The organism is Streptomyces sp. NPDC127117 (assembly GCF_042677325.1).
Lineage (GTDB): Bacteria > Actinomycetota > Actinomycetes > Streptomycetales > Streptomycetaceae > Streptomyces.
Window position 1 is genome coordinate 106,268 of sequence record NZ_JBHXTM010000002.1, and the last position, 18,799, is coordinate 125,066.

The 18,799-nt window shown below is 72.3% G+C and carries 15 protein-coding genes; 10 read left to right on the forward strand and 5 right to left on the reverse strand.

Annotated features, from left to right (window positions below; translation table 11 throughout):
• Positions 1-16 precede the first annotated feature (16 nt).
• Positions 17-844 (forward strand): hypothetical protein, encoded by an 828-nt coding sequence (locus ACFVH0_RS02525; protein ID WP_385817607.1) that lies wholly within the window; start codon positions 17-19, stop codon positions 842-844.
• Between the two features lie 58 nt (positions 845-902).
• Positions 903-2,978, forward strand: a complete 2,076-nt coding sequence (locus ACFVH0_RS02530; RefSeq protein WP_385817608.1) for an MDR family MFS transporter — start codon at positions 903-905, stop codon at positions 2,976-2,978.
• Between the two features lie 28 nt (positions 2,979-3,006).
• On the opposite strand, the gene ACFVH0_RS02535 is transcribed toward ACFVH0_RS02530, so the two are convergent.
• Together ACFVH0_RS02535 and ACFVH0_RS02540 are read right to left on the reverse strand one after the other, a co-directional pair.
• Positions 3,007-3,456: a YchJ family protein gene (locus tag ACFVH0_RS02535; protein WP_385817609.1), complete on the reverse strand. Its 450-nt coding sequence runs from the start codon at positions 3,454-3,456 to the stop codon at positions 3,007-3,009.
• A 30-nt stretch (positions 3,457-3,486) separates the two neighbouring features.
• Positions 3,487-4,452 carry a helix-turn-helix domain-containing protein gene (locus tag ACFVH0_RS02540; RefSeq protein WP_385817610.1) on the reverse strand — a complete coding sequence of 322 codons (966 nt, stop codon included), beginning with the start codon at positions 4,450-4,452 and terminating at the stop codon, positions 3,487-3,489.
• A 52-nt stretch (positions 4,453-4,504) separates the two neighbouring features.
• Between ACFVH0_RS02540 and ACFVH0_RS02545 the strand changes: the two genes are divergently transcribed.
• A complete protein-coding gene (locus ACFVH0_RS02545; protein ID WP_385817611.1) occupies positions 4,505-4,921 on the forward strand; it encodes a cupin domain-containing protein in 417 nt (138 codons plus the stop codon).
• A 93-nt stretch (positions 4,922-5,014) separates the two neighbouring features.
• On the opposite strand, the gene ACFVH0_RS02550 is transcribed toward ACFVH0_RS02545, so the two are convergent.
• The 3 genes from ACFVH0_RS02550 to ACFVH0_RS02560 form a co-directional block, all read right to left on the reverse strand.
• Positions 5,015-5,824, reverse strand: a complete 810-nt coding sequence (locus ACFVH0_RS02550; protein WP_385817612.1) for an SAM-dependent methyltransferase — start codon at positions 5,822-5,824, stop codon at positions 5,015-5,017.
• Between the two features lie 127 nt (positions 5,825-5,951).
• A complete protein-coding gene (locus ACFVH0_RS02555) occupies positions 5,952-6,188 on the reverse strand; it encodes a DUF397 domain-containing protein (protein WP_124720717.1) in 237 nt (78 codons plus the stop codon).
• On the reverse strand, positions 6,188-7,048 hold the full coding sequence (locus ACFVH0_RS02560) for a helix-turn-helix domain-containing protein (protein WP_385817613.1): 861 nt from the start codon (positions 7,046-7,048) through the stop codon (positions 6,188-6,190). Before ACFVH0_RS02560 ends, ACFVH0_RS02555 begins: the two co-directional genes overlap by 1 nt.
• Positions 7,049-7,255: 207 nt before the next feature.
• Here ACFVH0_RS02560 and ACFVH0_RS02565 point away from each other — a divergent pair, with 207 nt between their 5' ends.
• From ACFVH0_RS02565 to ACFVH0_RS02595, 7 genes are all read left to right on the forward strand, one after another.
• Positions 7,256-7,714: an ATP-binding protein gene (locus ACFVH0_RS02565; RefSeq protein ID WP_385817614.1), complete on the forward strand. Its 459-nt coding sequence runs from the start codon at positions 7,256-7,258 to the stop codon at positions 7,712-7,714.
• Positions 7,708-8,151 carry a hypothetical protein gene (locus ACFVH0_RS02570; protein ID WP_385817615.1) on the forward strand — a complete coding sequence of 148 codons (444 nt, stop codon included), beginning with the start codon at positions 7,708-7,710 and terminating at the stop codon, positions 8,149-8,151. Before ACFVH0_RS02565 ends, ACFVH0_RS02570 begins: the two co-directional genes overlap by 7 nt.
• Before the next feature lie 287 nt (positions 8,152-8,438).
• Complete coding sequence (locus ACFVH0_RS02575; protein ID WP_385817616.1) at positions 8,439-12,059, forward strand: DUF4132 domain-containing protein; 3,621 nt, start codon at positions 8,439-8,441, stop codon at positions 12,057-12,059.
• Positions 12,056-13,186, forward strand: a complete 1,131-nt coding sequence (locus tag ACFVH0_RS02580; RefSeq protein ID WP_385817617.1) for an AAA family ATPase — start codon at positions 12,056-12,058, stop codon at positions 13,184-13,186. Before ACFVH0_RS02575 ends, ACFVH0_RS02580 begins: the two co-directional genes overlap by 4 nt.
• Complete coding sequence (locus ACFVH0_RS02585) at positions 13,186-15,564, forward strand: DUF5682 family protein (protein ID WP_385817618.1); 2,379 nt, start codon at positions 13,186-13,188, stop codon at positions 15,562-15,564. The genes ACFVH0_RS02580 and ACFVH0_RS02585 overlap by 1 nt, the downstream gene beginning before the upstream one ends.
• Positions 15,561-16,754, forward strand: coding sequence for a VWA domain-containing protein (locus tag ACFVH0_RS02590; protein ID WP_385817619.1), 1,194 nt, complete (start codon positions 15,561-15,563; stop codon positions 16,752-16,754). The genes ACFVH0_RS02585 and ACFVH0_RS02590 overlap by 4 nt, the downstream gene beginning before the upstream one ends.
• Complete coding sequence (locus tag ACFVH0_RS02595) at positions 16,751-18,799, forward strand: hypothetical protein (RefSeq protein ID WP_385817620.1); 2,049 nt, start codon at positions 16,751-16,753, stop codon at positions 18,797-18,799. Before ACFVH0_RS02590 ends, ACFVH0_RS02595 begins: the two co-directional genes overlap by 4 nt.

Consider the following 18,799-nt stretch of genomic DNA (forward strand, 5'->3'; position numbering starts at 1 on the left):
CCCTGGGGGGAACGCCATGCCCGCCGGTTCACGACCGTCCGTCCTGTTCGTCACCGACCTCGCCTACGAGGCGCGGGGCCGTCGCTACTGCGACGAGGACATCCAGCTGACCTCGCGGCTGCGGGAGGAGTTCGATGTCGCGCTCTGTCACCCCCGGGACGCCGCCGCGCTGCTGGACGGTTTCGACGCGGTCGTCATACGCAACAGCGGTCCGGTGCTCCACTACCAGGAGGCGTACGACGCGTTCCGCGCACGGGCGCGGGAGCTGGGCACCAGGGTCTACAACCCCTTGCACGGCCGCGGGGACATGGCGGGCAAGCAGTATCTGGTCGATCTGAGCCGGGCCGGCCATCCGGTGATCCCCACCGTGGACCGGGCGGCCGATCTGGGGACGCTGCCCGAAGCCCCCGAGTACGTGGTCAAGCCGAAGCTGGGGGCGGACTCGGCCGGGCTGCGGTTCGTGCGGGAAGCCGCGCTCCCAAAGGGCGAGGACGGCACGCTGCTGGTCCAGCCCCGGATCGACTTCCGCTACGAGGTGTCCTTCTACTTCATCGACCACGACTTCCAGTACGCGCTGTACGCCCCGGACCCGGAGCGGCGGTGGGTGCTGGAGCCGTACGCGCCGGACGCGGCCGATCTGGCGTTCGCCCGCGGCTTCGTGGAGTGGAACAGCCTCGACCACGGCATCCAGCGGGTCGACGCCTGCCGTACCGCGCGGGGCGAGCTGCTGCTCGTCGAGTTGGAGGACCTGAATCCGTATCTCTCGCTGGACCGGGTGGCGGAGCCCGTACGGGAGGCCTTCGTGACGCGGCTGAAGGCCTCCGTACGGGATCTGCTGGCCTGACGCCCCGTCCGGCCGTCCCCCACATGCGGGAGGGACGGGGCGGTGTGAAGGTGCAAGCGTGACCACTGCCAGCGAGACCGCCACCGTCGCGCAGAGTGCCGCCGCGCCGCCCGTACTCGATCCGCGCCGCCGGAACATCGTCTTCGCGACGATCGTGCTGGGAATCCTGCTGGCCGCCCTGGACCAGACGATCGTCGGCACCGCGCTGCCGACGATCGTCTCGGATCTGGGCGGCGCCGCCCATATGTCCTGGGTGGTGACCGCGTATCTGCTCGCCGAGACCGTGGCGACGGTCCTGGTGGGCAAGTTCGGCGACCTGTTCGGCCGGAAGATCATCTTCCAGCTTTCGGCGATCATCTTCATCACCGGCTCGTTCCTCTGCGGTCTCGCGACCAACATGACGCTGCTGATCGTCTGGCGCGGGTTGCAGGGCATCGGGGCCGGCGGGCTGATGGTCACCTCGATGGCGCTGATCGCCGATGTGATCCCGTTGCGCGAACGGGGCAAGTACCAGGGCGCGATCGGCGCGGTCTTCGGGGTGTCGACGGTGATCGGGCCGCTGCTCGGCGGGCTCTTCACCGACCATCTGAGCTGGCGCTGGGCGTTCTACGTCAATGTGCCGATCGCCATCGTGGTGGTCATCGCCGCGGCCCGGACCATCCCCTCGGTGAAGACCGCGGGCAAGCCCGTCATCGACTATCTGGGCATCGCGATGGTCACGGTCGGCGCGAGCGCGCTGATCCTGGCGACGAGCTGGGGCGGTAACGAGTACGCGTGGGGCTCGCCCGTCATCCTCGGTCTCTTCGCGGGCGGTCTCGTCGCGCTGGCGCTCTTCTGCCTCGTGGAGTTCCGGGCCCAGGAACCGATGCTGCCGATGCGGCTCTTCCGGAATCCGGTGTTCACCGTCTGCTCGGTCCTCAGCTTCATCGTGGGCTTCGCGATGCTCGGCGCGATGATCTTCCTGCCGACCTATCTGCAGTACGTGGACGGGGACTCGGCGACCCTGTCCGGCGTACGGACGCTGCCGATGGTCCTCGGGCTGCTCGTCGCATCGATCTTCAGCGGCAACGTGGTCTCCAAGACGGGCCAGTACCGGATCTTCCCGATCGTGGGCTCGCTGATCATGACGCTGGGGCTGTATCTGCTCTCCCGGATGGGCCCCGGCACCGGGGTGTGGCTGGAGTCGCTGTACATGCTGGTGCTCGGGGTCGGCATCGGTCTGGCCATGCAGGTCCTGACGATCGCCGTGCAGAACACGGTGGACTACGCGGACCTGGGTACGGCGACGTCGGGCGTGACCTTCTTCCGTACGCTCGGCAGTTCTTTCGGCACGGCGGTCTTCGGCACCATCTACGCCAACGCGCTGAAGCCCAATCTGACCGACGGCGTCGCCGCCGCGGCGCGGGCCGGCGGTGATCCCGCGACGCTGGCGAAGGCGGCACAGAGCCCTGCGGGGCTGCACGGTCTTCCCGCCGCGCAGTCCGCGCCGCTGGCCCAGGCGTACGCGGACACGCTGCACACCGTCTTCCTGTGGACGGTGCCGGTCGCGGTGCTGGGGTTCTTCGTCGCGCTCTTCCTGAAGCAGGTGAAGCTGCGGGACACGGTCCGGGTCGGCTCCACGGACATGGGCGAGGGCTTCGCACAGCCGAGCTCCGGCGACTCGGCCAAACTCCTCGAATTCGCCGTGGCCAAGATCCTGCACGGGGCGGGCCCGGACACGGCCAGGCGCATCATCGCGGACTCGGACACCCGGCTGGACATGGCGGGTGCCTGGGCGGTGATGCAGGTCGAGCTGTTCACCCGCATGGTCGGGCACGCGGGTCTGCGGCTGATCGCGACCCGGCACCGGCTGCCGCCCGAGGTGCTGGTGCCGGTCTTCGACCGGATGATCGAGGAGGGCTACCTCACCGGCGACGGTCATGTGTTCACGCACACCGCCGCCGGGAGCCGGGAGGCGGCGGCGATCACCGACGCCTGGGCGCGGTGGCTGGGCGAGCGGCTGGACGAGCACGGAACGCGGGCGGACGACCGGCAGCTGCGGGCCGCGGTGGACGTGATCGCCAAACGGCTGCTGGCGGAGGACCTGGCACAGCAGCTGTCACCGGAGAAGCCCCTGGCGGAAACGGCGGCCTGACCCGTTCCGGCCGCCGCACCCGCGGGTGTCAGTCGACGAAGACCGCGGTCGCGTAGACCCAGGCGCCGTCGTGCCGGACGAATCGGCTCTTCTCGTGGAGCGAGTCCGGCCGCCCGTCGTCCGTGAAGTGCGCGCGGAAGGTGACCGTGCCCGTGGTGTGGAACGGGCTGCCGTCGGTCGTCTCCAGCACCTCCAGGCGCACCCATCGCATCCCGGGGTCGAAGTCGACGGAAGGCGGCCGGGTGTCGGGATGCCAGGTGCGCAGCAGATACGCCTCGTCCCGGACGACGAAGGCGGCGTACCGGGAGCGCATCAGCGACTCGCAGGTCGGCGCGGCGGCGGTCCCGGCGAGCAGCCGGCCGCAGCAGTCCGCGTAGGTCGCGGGCAGGCCGCACGGGCACGGCGATTGCGCGGTGACCGCGGGGGTGCGTGCTGCGGCGGGGGCGGGCCGTCCCGGTCGTTTCGTGCGTCGTGACATGCGTCCATTGTGACCTGCGGCGGGAGCGGCTCAGGGGGCCGGGGTGAACCGGCGGCGGTACTCGCCGGGGGTCAGTCCGGTACTGCGGCGGAAGTGGGCCCGCAGGTTGGCCGTCGTGCCGAGTCCGCTGGCCCGGGCGACCACGTCCAGGCGCTCCTCACCGCGTTCCAGCAGCCGCCGGGCGAGTGTGATCCGGCGTTCGGTCAGCCAGCCGAGCGGGGTCGTGCCGAGCTGGGCGCGGAAGCGGCGGTGCAGGGTGGCCGGGCTGACGGCGGCGCGGGCGGCGAGGCCGGTCACCGTGAGGTCCGAGCCGAGGCGTTCCTCGGCCCAGGCCAGGAGCGGGCCCAGCGAGGTGTCGGGGACGTCGGGCAGCGGGTGCTCGACGAACTGGCGCTGGCCGCCCTCGCGGTGGACGCCGAAGACCAGCCGGCGGCTCACGGCCGCCGCGATCTCGGCGCCGTGGTCCGCGCGGATGATGTGGAGCCCGGTATCGAGGGCGGCGGCGCTCCCGGCCGCGGTGATCACCCGGCCCTCGTCGACGAAGAGCACGTCGGGGTCGAGCCGGACCAGCGGGTGGCGGGCGGCGAAGTCCTCGGCCCAGCGCCAGTGGGTGGTGGCGCGTCTGCCGTCCAGCACCCCGGCGGCGGCGAGCGTGAAGGCCCCGGTGCAGAAGCTGACCAGTCTGGCGCCCCGGGCGTCCGCCCGCCTGATCGCGTCGAGGACGGCCGGGTCGGGTGCGCTGCCGGGGTCCGGGCGGTTGGGCACGATGACGGTGTCGGCGCGGTCGACGGCGTCGAGTCCCGCGACGCCGGACAGCTGGAAGAAGCCGTGGTGCATGCGCACGGTCGGGGTCTCGGCGCAGAGCTCGAACCCGTACCAGGGCACGGGCAGCTCGGGACGGCGCAGCCCGAAGAGTTCGGTGGCGACACCCATCTCGAAGGGGTTGGAACCGGCCGACACGATCATTGCGACCCGATGCGAGGATTCTTGCGTCATGTGCGATTCCTAGCACTCGACGGGTGCGGACGGCACGCCGAGGATGGGGATCATGAGCGATGACACGACGAGGAACACCCCCGGCCCGGTGCTGCTGAGCGATGCGCTCGGCACGTTCGGGACGCTGTGGAGTCCGCGGATCGTGACCCGCGTCAACGACTACGACGTACGGGTCGCCAAGGTCCGCGGCGAGCATGTGTGGCACGTCCACGAGGACACCGACGAGTTCTTCCAGGTGCTCGACGGCGCCCTGGACATCCACCTGCGCGAGGCGGACGGTGAGCGGACCGTCACCCTCGACCGGGGCGCGGTGTTCGTCGTCCCGCGCGGTACCTGGCACAAGCCGCACTCCGCCGAGGGGGCCTCGCTGCTGCTGTTCGAGCCGTCGGGTACGTCGACGGTGGGCGACCGGCACGACGAGGTGCCCGGCCATGTGGACGCGACGACCGGCCATGAGCTGGGGAGCTGAAAGGGGCGGGCGCCCGCCCGGTTCGGCACTGTGCCGGAGCCGGTGGCGGCCGAAGCCTCCCGGTCCCGAACGGGCCGGACCAGGAAGGTGCGGTCAGGGCTTGCGGGCGACGCCCGCGTAGCCGGGGATCGGCTCGTCGCCGGGGACCTCGACGGCCTCGCCGAGCTCCGGGTGCCAGTCCGCGGAGAGCGAGACACCGGGCTCGACCAGTTCGAGCCCGTCGAAGAACGTGGTGAACTCGGCGTGGGAGCGCAGGCGCAGCGTCATCCCCCGGGCCCGGTACATGGCGGACGCCTCCGCCGCGCGCTCGGGGGCGAAGTCCCCGGTGGTGTGCGAGAGCACCAGGTAGCTGCCGGGGGCGAGCCGCTCGACGAGGCGGTCGACGAGTTCGGCCGCGCCGTCCTCGTCGTCCAGGAAGTGCAGCAGGGCGAGCAGCGACAGGGCGATCGGCTTGCCGAAGTCGAGCACCCGGCCGGCCTCTTCGAGGATGGCTTCCGGCTTGCGGGCGTCGGCCTGGATGTACTCGGTGGCGCCCTGCGGGGTGGAGCGCAGCAGGGCCGCCGCGTGGGCGAGGACGATCGGGTCGTTGTCGCAGTAGACGATGCGCGCGTCCGGGGCGGTCCGCTGGGCGATCTGGTGGAGGTTCGGCTCGGTCGGTATGCCGGTGCCGATGTCGAGGAACTGGCGGATGCCGTTCTCGGCGAGCCATCGGGTGGCCCGGTGCATGAAGGCGCGGTTCACCCGGGCCATGTCCCGCCCGCGGGCGTCGAGGGCGAGCAGCTGCCGGGCCATCTCTTCGTCGACCGGGTAGTTGTCCTTGCCGCCGAGGAACCAGTCGTACATCCGGGCGGGATGCGGCTTGGTGGTGTCGATCTCGATGGCTCGGGGGTCGTGCCCGGTCATAGCGCGCTCCATGGGTCCAGAGGTCGGCGAACAACAAGAGTCTGGGGCCGGGACGGCCCCGGCGCGGCGGATTCGGGCAAGAGAGCCGGTCCGGGCGCGGGGCCGGCCCGGTCGGGAGGCCGCGGAATCAGGTGAGCAGGAAGTCGGCCTGACCGGACTTGGCGCCCTGGATGAAGGCGGCGATCTCGCGTGGGGAGTAGATCAGGGCCGGGCCGTCGGGATCGGCGGACTGGCGTACGGCGATTCTGCCGTCGGACAGCTTCATCGCTTCGACGCAATTGCCTCCGTTCCCACCGCTCCACGGCTTGTGCCAGCCCTCGGAGCCGAGTTCGGCGGCCGGCATGCCGTTGTATATGGGATCCATCACAGCTCCTTGCGGAAGTCCCGGAGGATTTCCTTCGTGCGTTGTGCAGTTGCGGCCTGAGCCGCCATGCGGTCCATGACTTCGAGGTAGGAGGCCACCTCGGGGCGCGCGTCGAAGTAGACGGCACCGGTCAGGTACTCGCTGTAGACCATGTCGGGGAGTTCGGGGACGCCGAAGCGGAAGAGGACGAACGGGCCGTAGGTGCCCGGGTGGTGTCCCGTCGAGAATTCGGCGATCTGCAGGGTGACATGCGGCAGCTCGGTCGCTTCGAGCAGCCGGTCGATCTGTTCCCGCATGGCCTCGACGCTGCCTACGGGGCGGCGCAGCACCGTCTCGTCCATCACCACCCACAGCCTCGGGGCGTCCGGCCGTGTCAGCAGGGACTGGCGCTGCATCCGCAGCGCCACGTGGCGCTCTATGTCCTCGGGTCTGGTCTGGCCCACGGCCCCGGTGCGCATCACCGAACGCGCGTAGTCCTCGGTCTGCAGCAGTCCGGGGACGAAGTGCGGTTCGTACATGCGCAGGAGGCTCGCGGCGCCCTCCAGGCTGACGTACATGCTGAACCAGTCGGGCAGCACGTCGTGGAACCGCTGCCACCAGCCGGGCTTGTTGGCCTCCTCGGCGAGCTCCACGAAGGCGTCGGCCTCGTCGTCGGAGACCCCGTAGGCCCTCAGCAGCATCTGCACATAGGGGATCTTGAGAGCGACCTCGGCGGTCTCCATCCTGCGTATCGTCGCAGGTGCGACGCGCAGCACCTTGGCAGCCTGGTCACGGCTCAGGCCGACGCGCTCCCGCAGATCCTGCAGGCGCTTGCCGAGAACGACCTGACCCACGGTCGGGGCGGACCGCGGTTCGCTCACTTCAGACCTCCCCATGCGCTGTTTTTGAGCAGTGTGCCATGTGCGGGCCGACCAGAACACAGCCACTCTGAAAATTTCAGAGTGCCCCTTGCCAAGTGTTCACGACAGGGGGAGAGTTGGTGAGTGAACCAGTTCACGATGTCGCGACCGCCCTCATTCACATGGGTGCGCGGAGCGTGACGCAGCCCCCACTGTGAGGAATCGGTTGTGGCACCTGGCAGTGCGCTCATCCCCCGGCTCATGGATCTCAGTCCCGGGACGGAGGCGCTCCGGTACTGCTTCGCCCTGCCCGCGCACCCCGAATCGGTAGCGGGTGCGCGGCGGCTGACCAGAGCCCGGCTCGACCAGTGGCAGCTCGACGCGGACGCCCACGACTCGGCGATCCTGATCGTTTCGGAACTGGTCACCAACGCGGTCGTGCACACCGTGAGCGCTCGCGTCCTGTGCGAGCTGCGCTGCCTCGACAGACGGCTGCGGATAGCCGTGCAGGACCAGGGGCACCAGCCCGGCGGGCCGCAGCTGCGGCGTACCTCCGACGACGAGCACGGACGCGGCCTGCTGCTCGTCGACGCGATGTGCAGTTCCTGGGGTTCCCGCGACGCGGGCAACGGCTCGGGGCGCATCGTCTGGGCGGAACTGCCGCACGGCTCGGAGCGGTCATGCTGAAGAACGCGATGTCCCATCTGCTGGGCACCCGGCGCCCCCGTGAGCTGCGGCCGGCCGCCGGCCCGGTCGGCACGGTGCAGCTGCCGCTGCCGCCCGCGCTGTCGGCGAGCCTGGGCTGCGACGCGGTGGGGGTGCCCGCCCGGTACGGTTTCCGGCTGATGTCCCACCTGCCGCGCACCGGCTGCGTCTTCGCGGATGCCGAGCGCTGGTGGTGGATCGTGCCCGCGGGCTCCGACCTCGACCTGGACTGGCCCGCGCAGGCCTGCTACGCGAAGGGCGCGTTCGTCCCCGCGGTCCGGCCCCGGCTGATCCACCAGCCCGACAGCCGCACGCCCTACACCCCGCCCATCCCGCTCTTCCTGATGGTGTGCCAGGTCACCGGTGTGGCGCCGTCCTGGGCACCGTCCGGTGGCGAGCGTGCCGTATCCGCTCCGTGACGATGCCGGGCGCGGTCACGGGGCTCCGGTGCGGCACGGGTCGATGGCGTGTGAGCGGACGGGGCAGTGCCGCGTGCCCGGACGGCTGTGTGCCGCACCGGTGTCCCGTGGACCGTCATCGTGCGTAGCCGTGCGGTGCCTGCAAGCACCTCGCCTGGCGGTTGACCTGCGGTTTCACCCGTAGAACACCCCGGTCACGCTGCGTTGTCAGTGCTCCGTTCTACTGTGGCACCACTGATCGAAAAGCCCGCGGCGGAGCGGGCTGCGGGCGGGAAGGGGGCGGAACTGTGCGCCGCTGGGAATATGTCGAAGGCACCGCGTCGAAGTTCTGGGAGACCGAGGCCGAGGGCGCCGTGGTGACGGTGCGCTACGGACGGTGCGGGAGCGACGGTCGTAGGCAGACCAAGGAGTACGCGTCGGCCGAGGCCGCTGCCGCCCAGGTCGTCAAGACGATCGCGGAGAAGGAGAAGAAGGGGTACCGCGAGGTCGAGGCGTCCGCTTCGACGCCCACCGCCCCGGACACCGCGGCCGTCACCGGCACTGCTCCGGCAGCGGCCGCCCCTGCCACGGTTGTGGACGAGAACGCGACCGTTCTCCCCGACGAGGACGCCTTCACTCTGCCCGACACCTGGAAGCGGGTGCTGCACCCCCGGCGCGGCGGAGTGCGCCGCGGGCCGGCCAAGGCGAAGCGGGAGACGATCGAGGCGATCGAGACCAGGCTCACGGAAGAGGCCGCCTGGATCGCGGAGTTCGCGGACTCGCCGCGTTCGGACACCGCGGCGGCCGAGGCACTGCGCGCACACCTCGACGGCGCCCCCTGTCCGGCCGGTGCGGCGGCGCTGACCGCGATCGCCAACGCCTCTGGATGGGCGGACTTCTGGTCCGAGCGCTACGACCTCCCGTTCGCCGCACGGGCCGCGACCGAAGTGTTCTCGGTCGACGCCGACTGGCAGCAGAGCGGCCTCACACGGAGCGCGCCCCGGCTGCGGGCGCTCCCGGGCCCCCGCCACCAGTACTGGGCCTGGCACCACCGCTCGCCGGTCGACCGGGTCCGCGCGCTGCTCGCGGCAGCCGACGAAGCCACATACCGGGCGGCGGTCGAGGCACTGGCCGAGTGCCGCACCGACACCCTGCGCAGGATCATCGTCTCCTATCTGGTCCCGAGCGAGACCGACTGGGTCGACGAGCTCTGCGCGGATCCGGCGGTGCACGCCGAGCAGGACCGCACGCTGCGGGCCATGGTGTTCAGCTCGCTGTACTCGGCCGACCAGATGGCGCTGCTGCCCTACCGCCCGGACTACACCCTCGGGGTGGCGACCATCGCCACGGTCGCCGAGGGCGTCGGCCCGGCCATCGCCCCGGCGCTGGCCGACACCCTCGACGGCACCCACTACTACTCGGACAGCGTGAAGCTCGCCGCCGGCGCCCTGGTGGAGCTGCCGACGGACGATGCCTTCCTCGGCCTGCTGGCGCACGCGGACTCCAAGCACGTCCGCCCCTCGCTCCTCGAAGCCATGCGCCGGTATCCGGTGCGGGCGGTGCGGCTGCTGGCCGCCGAGGCGGGTGGCAGTCCGGCAGCGGCGTCCCGGTCCTTGCAGTTGCTCCGAAGCCATGTCGGTGCCCACCGCGAGGTGGTGTCACTGGCGCTCGGCGATCTCGGCCCCGAGGTCGTGGAGATCGTCGAACCGCTACTCAATCCGGTGGATCTGGTCCCCGACGCACCGGTGGACGCCCTGCCGGCCGTGCTGACGGCTCCGCCGTGGTCCCGGCCCCGCACCACGGTCAGGGCCAAGCCCGTGACCGGGCTGACCGCCGTCTGCGAGCCCACGCTGGAATGGCTGCCCGAGGAGCAGGCGGCCTGGGCGGCCAGCTCCTCCTGGTACACGAGGAATCGCAGCGACAGCGACGTGAACGAGTACATCGCCGTGCTGCGCCAGGAGCCGCTCCCCGATGATCTGCGACCGGCGTGGGTGTTCGTCCACGGCGACAAGGACGCGGTCGCCCCGCTGCTCGCCGCCTGGGATCCGACCGATCTGTGGGACGGCGAGGACACGCTCAAGCCGATCGCCGCACGCTTCGGCCTGGCCGCGCTCCCGGTGCTGTTGCGCGCCGTGCCCAGGCATCCGAGCACGCTCGCCCCGCTGTTCCTCCCGTTCGTCGATGCGGATGTCGCCCGGCACATGGCGGACTGGGCGGTCCGGCTCAAGTCCACCGCGTCGACCGCCCGCGCCTGGTTCGCCCGGCACGGCGTGGCAGCCGCCCCGTTGCTGGTCCCGGCCGCCGTGGGCAAGGCGGGCGCCGCACGGAACGCCGCCGAGCAGGCTCTGACGTCGATCGCCAGGACGCACGGCGACGACGTGGTGCGCGAGGCCGCCCGGGCGTACGGCCCGGAAGCCGCGGCAGCGGTGGACGAGCTGCTGGCCGCCGATCCGCTGGAGCGTGCGCTGCCCGCCAAGATGCCGGCGCTGCCGGGCTGGGCGGAGCCTTCGGTGCTGCCGCAGGTCATGGTCCGGTCCGGCGGTGCGCTGCCGGTCGCGGCGGTGCGCAACGCCCTGACGATGCTGGCGCTGTCGAAGCCCGGTGAGGTGTACCCGGGTATCGCCGCGCTGACCGGGACGGCCGAGTCCGCCTCGCTCGCGGAGTTCGCCTGGGCCCTGTTCGAGCAGTGGCGGATGGCGAACATGCCCGCCAAGGAGTCGTGGGCGCTGCACGCGCTGGGGCTGCTGGGCGACGACGAAACGGTCCGCCGGCTCACCCCGGTGATCCGGTCCTGGCCCGGTGAGTCGGCGCACCACCGGGCCGTCGAGGGCCTCAATGTGCTGGCCGCCATCGGCAGCGATGTGGCGCTGCTGCATCTGCACGGCATCTCGCAGCGGGTGAAGTTCAAGGGCCTCAAGGTGCGGGCCGGGGAGAAGATCGCCGAGGTGGCCGCGGGGCTGGGGCTGACGGGTGAGCAGCTCTCCGACCGCCTCGTGCCCGACCTCGGGCTGGACGCGGACGGTTCGACGGTCATCGACTACGGTCCCCGTTCGTTCACGGTCGGTTTCGACGAGCAGTTGCGGCCGTACGTGCTGGACGGTGACGGCAAGCGCCGCAAGGACCTGCCGAAGCCGGGTGCCCGCGACGACGCGGAGCTCGCCCCGGCGGAGCGCAAGCGGTTCATGGCGCTCAAGAAGGACGTCCGGACGATCGCCTCCGACCAGGTGCGGCGTCTGGAGGCCGCGATGGTGACCGGACGTTCCTGGACGGCCCGGGAGTTCCAGGAACTGTTCGTCGGTCATCCGCTGCTGTGGCATCTGGTGCGCCGGCTGGTGTGGCTGAGCGACCTGGAGGACGGGACGCGCACCGCGTTCCGGGTGGCGGAGGACCGTACGTTCGCCGACGCGGAGGACGATGTCTTCGTCCTGGCCGGTGACGCGACGGTGCGGCTGGCGCATCCGCTGCACCTCGGTGACGAACTGACCGTCTGGTCGGAGCTGTTCGCCGATTACGAGATCCTGCAGCCGTTCCCGCAGCTCGGGCGGGGTGTGCTCGCGCTCTCCGAGAAGGAGACCGACGGGTACCGGCTCACCCGGTTCGAGGGGCTCAAGGTTCCGATCGGGAAGGTTCTGGGGCTGCAGCGACGCGGCTGGGAGCGCGGGGTGCCGCAGGACGCCGGGGTGGAGCGCTGGATCTCCAAGCGGCTGAGCGACGACTGCTATCTCGTGATCGCGTTGGACCCGGGCATCGCGGTCGGCGTGGTCGACATGTTCCCCGACCAGACCCTGGAGACGGTCTGGCTCGACAGCCGGCCCGACGACCACTGGAGCCGTGGCGAATATCAGCTCCGCTTCACCGGCCTGGACGCGGTGGCCGTGTCCGAGTTCCTGAGCGACCTGGCCGAACTCACCGAGGGCGTGGCGTCATGACCGCGCGGGAGGAGGCGCATGCCGGGGCGCCGGGCGGTGGAACAGAACCGGTGCAGCGGCCCCCGGCCGAGGTTCGGTATGCCGAGGAGCTGGCGGCGCTGCGCGCCGACGACCGTGATCCGCGTCCGCCTGGCTGGGAGCTGAGCCTGCGGGCGGCGCGCCGGTTCATCATCGGTGACGCGGACACCGGCATCGGCCGGAAGTTCGTCGGCAACCCCTCGCTGGTGGACCGGGCCCTGGTGACGCTGGCGACGAACCGTGGGCTGATGCTGGTCGGTGAGCCGGGCACCGCCAAGTCGCTGCTCTCCGAGCTGATCGCGGCCGCGGTCAGCGGCGATTCGACGCTGACGGTGCAGGGCGGCGCGGCCACCACCGAGGACCAGATCAAGTACGGCTGGAATTACGCGTTGCTGGTCGCCGAGGGGCCCTCCACCCGGTCGCTCGTACCGGCCCCGATGCTGCGCGGCATGGCGGAGGGCAGGCTCGTCCGGTTCGAGGAGATCACCCGCTGTCCGCTGGAGGTGCAGGACTCGCTGTTGTCGCTGCTCTCCGAGCGGGTGGTGGCCATCCCCGAGCTGACCGGGCCGCAGGGCATGGTCTTCGCCCGGCAGGGCTTCAATGTGATCGCCACCGCCAACACCCGGGACCGGGGCGTCAACGAGATGAGCGCCGCGCTCAAGCGGCGGTTCAACTTCGAGACGGTCTTCCCGATCCCGGACCTGGACACCGAACTTGCCCTGGTCGAGGCCGAGGTGACGACCCTGCTGCGACGCTCCGGGGTGGAGCCGCCGCCGGACCGGGATGTGCTGGAGGTCCTGGTCGGGACGTTCCGGGAGCTGCGTGCCGGGGCCGGTGAGAAGGGCGGTGCCGGTTCGGACCGCCCGTCGGCGGTGATGAGTACGGCGGAGGCCGTGTCCGTCGCCCACGCCGTGGGGGTGCGAGGCTGGTTCCTGCGCGGCGAGCCGGGCAGCGCCGCCGATGTGGTGGCGTGTCTGGCGGGTACCGCTGCGAAGGACAGCCCGGAGGACCTGGCCCGGCTGCGCCGCTATCTGGAGCAGCAGGTGCCTCGCCGCCGCGGACCGCAGTGGAAGGCCCTGCACGACGCACGCCATCTGCTGGCCGACTGATGTCCGCGGTGTTCCTGGGGGTACGTCACCACTCCCCCGCCTGTGCACGGCTCGTCGAACGGACCGTCGCGGAGCTCCGGCCCGCCCAGGTGCTGATCGAGGGTCCGGCCGAGATGAACGGCCGGCTGGGCGAGCTGCTGCTCGGGCACGAGCTGCCGGTCGCGGTGTTCAGCCACTACCGCGACGGACAGCGGGCCGCGACGTCCTGGGCCCCGCTGTGCGACTACTCGCCGGAGTGGGTCGCGCTGCGGGCGGGGCGGTCGGCCGGGGCGGAGGTCCGCTTCATCGATCTGCCGGCCTGGCATCCGGCGTTCGCCGAGCGCACCAACCGCTACGCCGACGCGGAGGCCCGCTACGCGGAGGCGACGGAGCGGCTGTGCCGGCAGTTCGCGGTGGACTCCTCCGACGCCCTGTGGGACCGCCTGTTCGAGGTCGAGCCGGACGTCGGTCTCGCCGAGCGGCTCGACGCGTACTTCGCGCTGGTGCGCGGTGACGCGGAGGCCGACGCGGGGGACCGGGCCCGGGAGTCGTACATGGCCGCGTGGGTGCGGGCTGCGGTGGAAGCGGCCGGTGACCGGCCGGTCCTGGTGGTCACCGGTGGCTTCCACCAGCCGGCGCTCCAAGCGCTCACCGCGCCCGGTGCACGGGACGCGGCGGGCGGGCAGGACGGCGAGGGCTGGGAGCTCGGCACGGACGGGTGGCCGGTGGTGCCCGCCCCGCCGGACGGCGCCATGGCCGGGAGCTTCCTGGTGCCGTACTCCTTCCGGAAGCTGGACGCGTTCGCCGGGTACCAGTCGGGGATGCCGTCGCCCGGCTACTACCAGCAGGTGTGGGAGGCCGGCCCCGAGGCTGCGGCGGACGGCCTGCTGCGGGTGGTCGTCGAGCGGCTGCGGGCCCGGAAGTACCCGGTGTCCACCTCCGATCTGATCGCCGCCCGCAGCCTGGCCGAAGGGCTGACGGCGCTGCGCGGCCATCCGAGCCCCGCCCGGATCGATGTGCTGGACGGCCTGGCGGGTGCCCTGATCACGGACGATCTGGACCGGCCGCTGCCGTGGACCGGCCGCGGCACGCTGACGGCGGGAGCCCATCCCGCGGTCGTCGAGATGGTCGCCGCCTGCGGCGGCGACCGCACGGGGCGGCTCCATCCCGAAACTCCGGCACCGCCCCTGGTGCATGACGTGGCGGCGCAGCTCGCCGGGCTGGCGCTGGACGGCGGCCCGGAGGCGACGTACCACCTCGATCTCACGGACGCCACCGATCTGGAACGCAGCCGGGTGCTCCACCGACTGCGGGTGCTGGGTATTCCCGGCCAGGTGCGGACCGCCGGGCCCACGCACGGCGTCGACCCGGTATTCACCGAACGCTGGGAGGCGCAGTCCGTCCTGGGGCGCGAGGCCGCGCTGGTGGAAGCGGGGGCGTACGGGGCCACGCTGGCCGAGGCGGCCGCCGTCGCCCTCAGCGAGCGCACGCGGAGCGGTACGGCGGAGGCCGACGGTCCGGCGGGGGCGCTGTTCGACGCGGTGCTGTGCGGTATGGGCGGCTTCTCGGAGCAGCTGCTCGGCGAACTCTCCTCCTGTGTACGTGAGTTGCAGGCCACCGGCCCGCTCGGGGAGATCCTCGCCACGGCTCTCGGGCTGTGGCGGCACGACCGGGTGTTCGGCATGGCGCGCGGTCCGCTGCTCGCCACCGTGATCGACGGGGCGACGGAGCAGCTGCTGTGGCTCCTGGAGGGGGCGCGCGGCTCGTCGGGGGTGGACTTCCCCCGTCTGCGGGCCGTGGTCGCGGTGCGCGACGCGGTGCTGCACGCACCGGAGTTGCTCTCCGTCACCCGTGAGGTCGCGGCCGGGATCGCCCGGCGGATCGCCGAGGATCCTCAGGCGCCGATCGATGTGCGCGGGGCCGCGTTCGGGCTGGCCCGGTCCCTCGGGCAGATCCCGGGCTCCCGGGGTACGTCGGGGGATCCGGCCCGGGTGGTGCGTACGGTGGCGAGAGCCGGTGCCGATGCGCTCGGCGACTGGCTGGCCGGGCTGTTCGCGCTGGCCCGCGACGAGGTGACGGGCGCGGTGGGCAACGACACCGCCGACGGAACGGACGGCGCGGCCGAGTCGCTGATCGATGTGCTGGACGGCCTGGTCAGCGCGTTGTCCGACGAGGAGTTCCTGATGGGGCTGCCCGCGCTGCGGCAGGCCTTCGCCTTCTTCCCGCCGCGAGAACGGGACCGGATCGCCGCCCGTCTGCTGGAACGGCGCGGGGTGCGCGGCTCCTCGCGTTCCCTGCTTCGGACCACCGCGGACCCCCTGCTGATCGCCCGGGCCCGCGCCCTGGAGGAGTCCGTGTCCCGACTGCTGGCCCGCTACGAACTGGATGCCACCCCATGACCACCCCCGAACAGGCACCCGGCCGGGCGCTCGGGCCCGAGGAGGGTTCCGGCACGGTCCCCGACGCGGGGCTGGAGCGCTGGCGGCTGGTCCTCGGCGCCGCCGCCGAACGGCACACCGGGCGGCCGGGTCCGGCCGACGCCGGCCGGGACGCCGCGCTCGACTGGCTCTACGGCCGCGACCCCGAGCTCAGCCGGCGCGGGGTGCGCCGTTCCGGCTCGGCTCCCCGGACGGGCGGCGACGGGCCGTCCGCGGTGACCGCGGTCGACTGGCTCGACGACATCCACCGGCTCTTCCCGAAGGAGACCATCGAGCGCCTGGAACGGGACGCCGTCGAGAAGTACGGCATCCAGGAGATCGTCACCGACCCCGCGGTGCTGGAGCGGGTCGAGCCCAGCCAGACGCTGCTGCGTGCCGTGCTGCGCACCAAGCATCTGATGAACCCCCAGGTGCTGCGGCTGGCCCGGCGCATCGTCGAGTCGGTGGTGAAACAGCTCATGGCCAGGCTGCAGCCGGAGATCCGCCGGGCGTTCCACGGCACCCGCTCCCGCAAGCCGAGCCGGGTTCCGCTGGCGAGGGACTTCGACTTCCGGCAGACCGTGAAGGCCAACCTCGCCCACTACCAGCCGGCCGAACGGCGCCTGCTCATCGAGCGCGCCCACTTCCACTCCCGCACCCGACGCCATGTGACGCAGTGGCAGCTGATCCTGCTGGTCGACCAGTCGGGCTCGATGGCCGGGTCGGTCATCCACTCCGCGGTGACCGCCGCGTGCCTGTGGGGCCTGCCCGGCCTGAAGACGCACCTGGTCGCCTTCGACACCCAGGTGGTGGACCTGACCTCGGACGTGACCGATCCGGTGGAGCTGCTGATGCGGGTCCAGCTGGGCGGCGGCACCGATATCGCACGGGCCGTGGAGTACGGCGCGGGTCTGGTGGAGAACCCGCGCCGCACCGTCGTCGCGCTGATCACCGACTTCTACGAGGGCGGCGACCCGTACCGGCTGGTGCGGGCGGTGCGGGGGCTGGTGGAGCAGGGCTCGACCGTACTGGGGCTGGCCGCGCTCGACGAGGACGCCGACCCCGACTACGACCGGGTGACGGCCGGGAAGCTCGCGGCGGCCGGGGCGCACATCGGAGCGATGACGCCTGGCCGGCTCGCCGAGTTCGTCGCCGGGAGGCTGGGCCGATGACCGTGCCGACGACCGCTGAAGGGACCGGCGCCGCCGTGCGCCCCGATCTGCTCGCCCTCACCCCGGAAACGCTCGCGGCGCTCGCCAACCGGGGCCTGGTCAAGCGCGCCACGAAGGAGCTGGACGCGGGAACGGTTCCGGTGCTCACGACCGATCCGGACACCACGGTGCGGGCCAGGTTCGACGACGGCACCACCACGGCGCTGCCGCCCGGCACCGGTCTGGACGAGGGCGACTGCAGCTGCGCCGCACCGGGCGTGTGCCGCCATCTCATCGCCCTGGTGCTGGCCCATCAGCGCAGCGTCGAGGCCGATCCGGACGGCGCCCCCGCCGCGTTCACCGACTGGTCCCCGGGCAGCACCGCCGACGCCGCGCTCACCGACGCGGTGGGCATCCGCCCGGTCGTCTCGGCGCGGCGCACCCTCGACCGGGGTTATGCCGCCGTGGTGCACCGCCCGTCCCCCCATCGTCCCGAACCCTGGGTCGAGCTACCCACCTGTACGGTGCGTTTCCCGGTCCCCGGCGAGATCGCCCACGCGTTGACCGACGCGGCAGCCGCGCTGCGGGGCGAGGTGGTGGCCCTGGCGGTCTGGGCGTTCCGGGCCGCCGACGACGCGGACACCGACGAGCGCTCCGTACCCGTCCAGGTCGGCGGTCGCGCCGCCGCGCCGGTCACCGCGCTGTCCGCGCTCGACGCGGCCCTCGGGCCGGCGGACGAACTGCTGGCAGAGGGTGTGGCCCATGTCGGCCCGGTGCACGGCGGAGCCCTCGCACGCGCCGGTGCCGCGCTGACCGCCCGGTCGATGCACTGGCCCGCGGGCGCGATCGCCGAGCTGGCCGACCAGCTCACGGCGTACGCCGACCGCACCGCCCAGTACCGCCCGGAGTCGGTCGCCACTCTGCTCACCGAGTTGCACGCCCGGCGGCGGGCCGCCGCGCATCCCGGCGTGCTCGGCACCCGCGAGGCCGGGGACACCCCGCTGCGCCGGGTCCGGCTGGTCTCGCTCGGCTGCCGCGTCCACGGCACCGGACAGTCCCTGATCTCCGAGGTGTACTTCGCCCACCCCGGCGCGGGCACCGTCCTGGTGCTGCGCAAGGCATGGACGGCCGCGGAGGGCAAGGAGCTGTCCGCCCACCAGCTGGCCACCCGTCGTGTCCTGGCCACCACGCTGGCCTCGCTGGCCACCGGAAGCCTGGTCAGCGAGAGCGTCCGGCGCACCCCGAGCCATGCGCTGACGGTCGCCCGGGGCAGGCTCGGCGCGACGACCATCACCCCGGTCGGCGCCGCCTGGACGGAATTGCCCGAACCCTTGCTGGTACGGGATCTGACCGCCCTGACCGCGGGCTGGAACAGCAGGCCGCCGCGGCTGATCCGGCCCCGCGTCGAGGCGGAGGCGGTCCATGTCGTCGAACTGTCCGAGGTGGAGAGCGTCGGTTACGACCCCGCCGAGCAGCGCCTGGAAGCCGTGGTGCGGGATGCGGCGGGGGGCCGGGCGCTGGTGGCGTCGGAGTACCGGCCGGAGTGCCCCGGTGCGCTGGACGCCCTGGCCGATGCGCTGGAGGGCGGCGCCACGCACATCAGCGGTGCGCTGCACCGGTCCGGCGGCGGGGTGCGGATCGATCCGCTCGGGGTGCTCACCCCGGCGGGGACGGTCGTGCCGGATCTCGCCGCCGGTGACGGCTCCACGGCCCTGGCCGCGGTGGTGCGGCGGTCGTCCGATCCGCTGACGGCCGCGCTGGACGAGGCGATATCCGCGATGTCGGCGGTGCCGCACAGCGGGCTGCGTCATCTCGGCGTCCCCGCCCGCGCCCGGATCGACGAAGCCGCGACCGCGCTGTCCCGCACCGGCCTGACCCGTGCCGCGACGCTGTTGCGCGCCTTCGTCGAGGCGCTGGACGACGGGGCGCTGCCGGCCGGGGAAGCTCTCGCGGCCCGTTCCGGGGCGTGGCTGGACGCCCAGCTCCACCTCCTGGTCAGCAGCGAACTCCGCTCCAGCGGAACGGAGTCCGAGCCGGCCGAACGACCAAGGGCCGTGTCCGGGTAG

Bases quoted from the DNA above. Each gene is read 5' to 3' on its own strand.
- ACFVH0_RS02525 (WP_385817607.1), top strand. From the start codon at position 17: ATGCCCGCCGGTTCACGACCGTCCGTCCTGTTCGTCACCGACCTCGCC.
- ACFVH0_RS02535 (WP_385817609.1), bottom strand. From the start codon at position 3,456: ATGTCACGACGCACGAAACGACCGGGACGGCCCGCCCCCGCCGCAGCA.
- ACFVH0_RS02540 (WP_385817610.1), bottom strand. From the start codon at position 4,452: ATGACGCAAGAATCCTCGCATCGGGTCGCAATGATCGTGTCGGCCGGT.
- ACFVH0_RS02545 (WP_385817611.1), top strand. From the start codon at position 4,505: ATGAGCGATGACACGACGAGGAACACCCCCGGCCCGGTGCTGCTGAGC.
- ACFVH0_RS02550 (WP_385817612.1), bottom strand. From the start codon at position 5,824: ATGACCGGGCACGACCCCCGAGCCATCGAGATCGACACCACCAAGCCG.
- ACFVH0_RS02555 (WP_124720717.1), bottom strand. From the start codon at position 6,188: ATGGATCCCATATACAACGGCATGCCGGCCGCCGAACTCGGCTCCGAG.
- ACFVH0_RS02570 (WP_385817615.1), top strand. From the start codon at position 7,708: ATGCTGAAGAACGCGATGTCCCATCTGCTGGGCACCCGGCGCCCCCGT.
- ACFVH0_RS02580 (WP_385817617.1), top strand. From the start codon at position 12,056: ATGACCGCGCGGGAGGAGGCGCATGCCGGGGCGCCGGGCGGTGGAACA.
- ACFVH0_RS02585 (WP_385817618.1), top strand. From the start codon at position 13,186: ATGTCCGCGGTGTTCCTGGGGGTACGTCACCACTCCCCCGCCTGTGCA.
- ACFVH0_RS02590 (WP_385817619.1), top strand. From the start codon at position 15,561: ATGACCACCCCCGAACAGGCACCCGGCCGGGCGCTCGGGCCCGAGGAG.
- ACFVH0_RS02595 (WP_385817620.1), top strand. From the start codon at position 16,751: ATGACCGTGCCGACGACCGCTGAAGGGACCGGCGCCGCCGTGCGCCCC.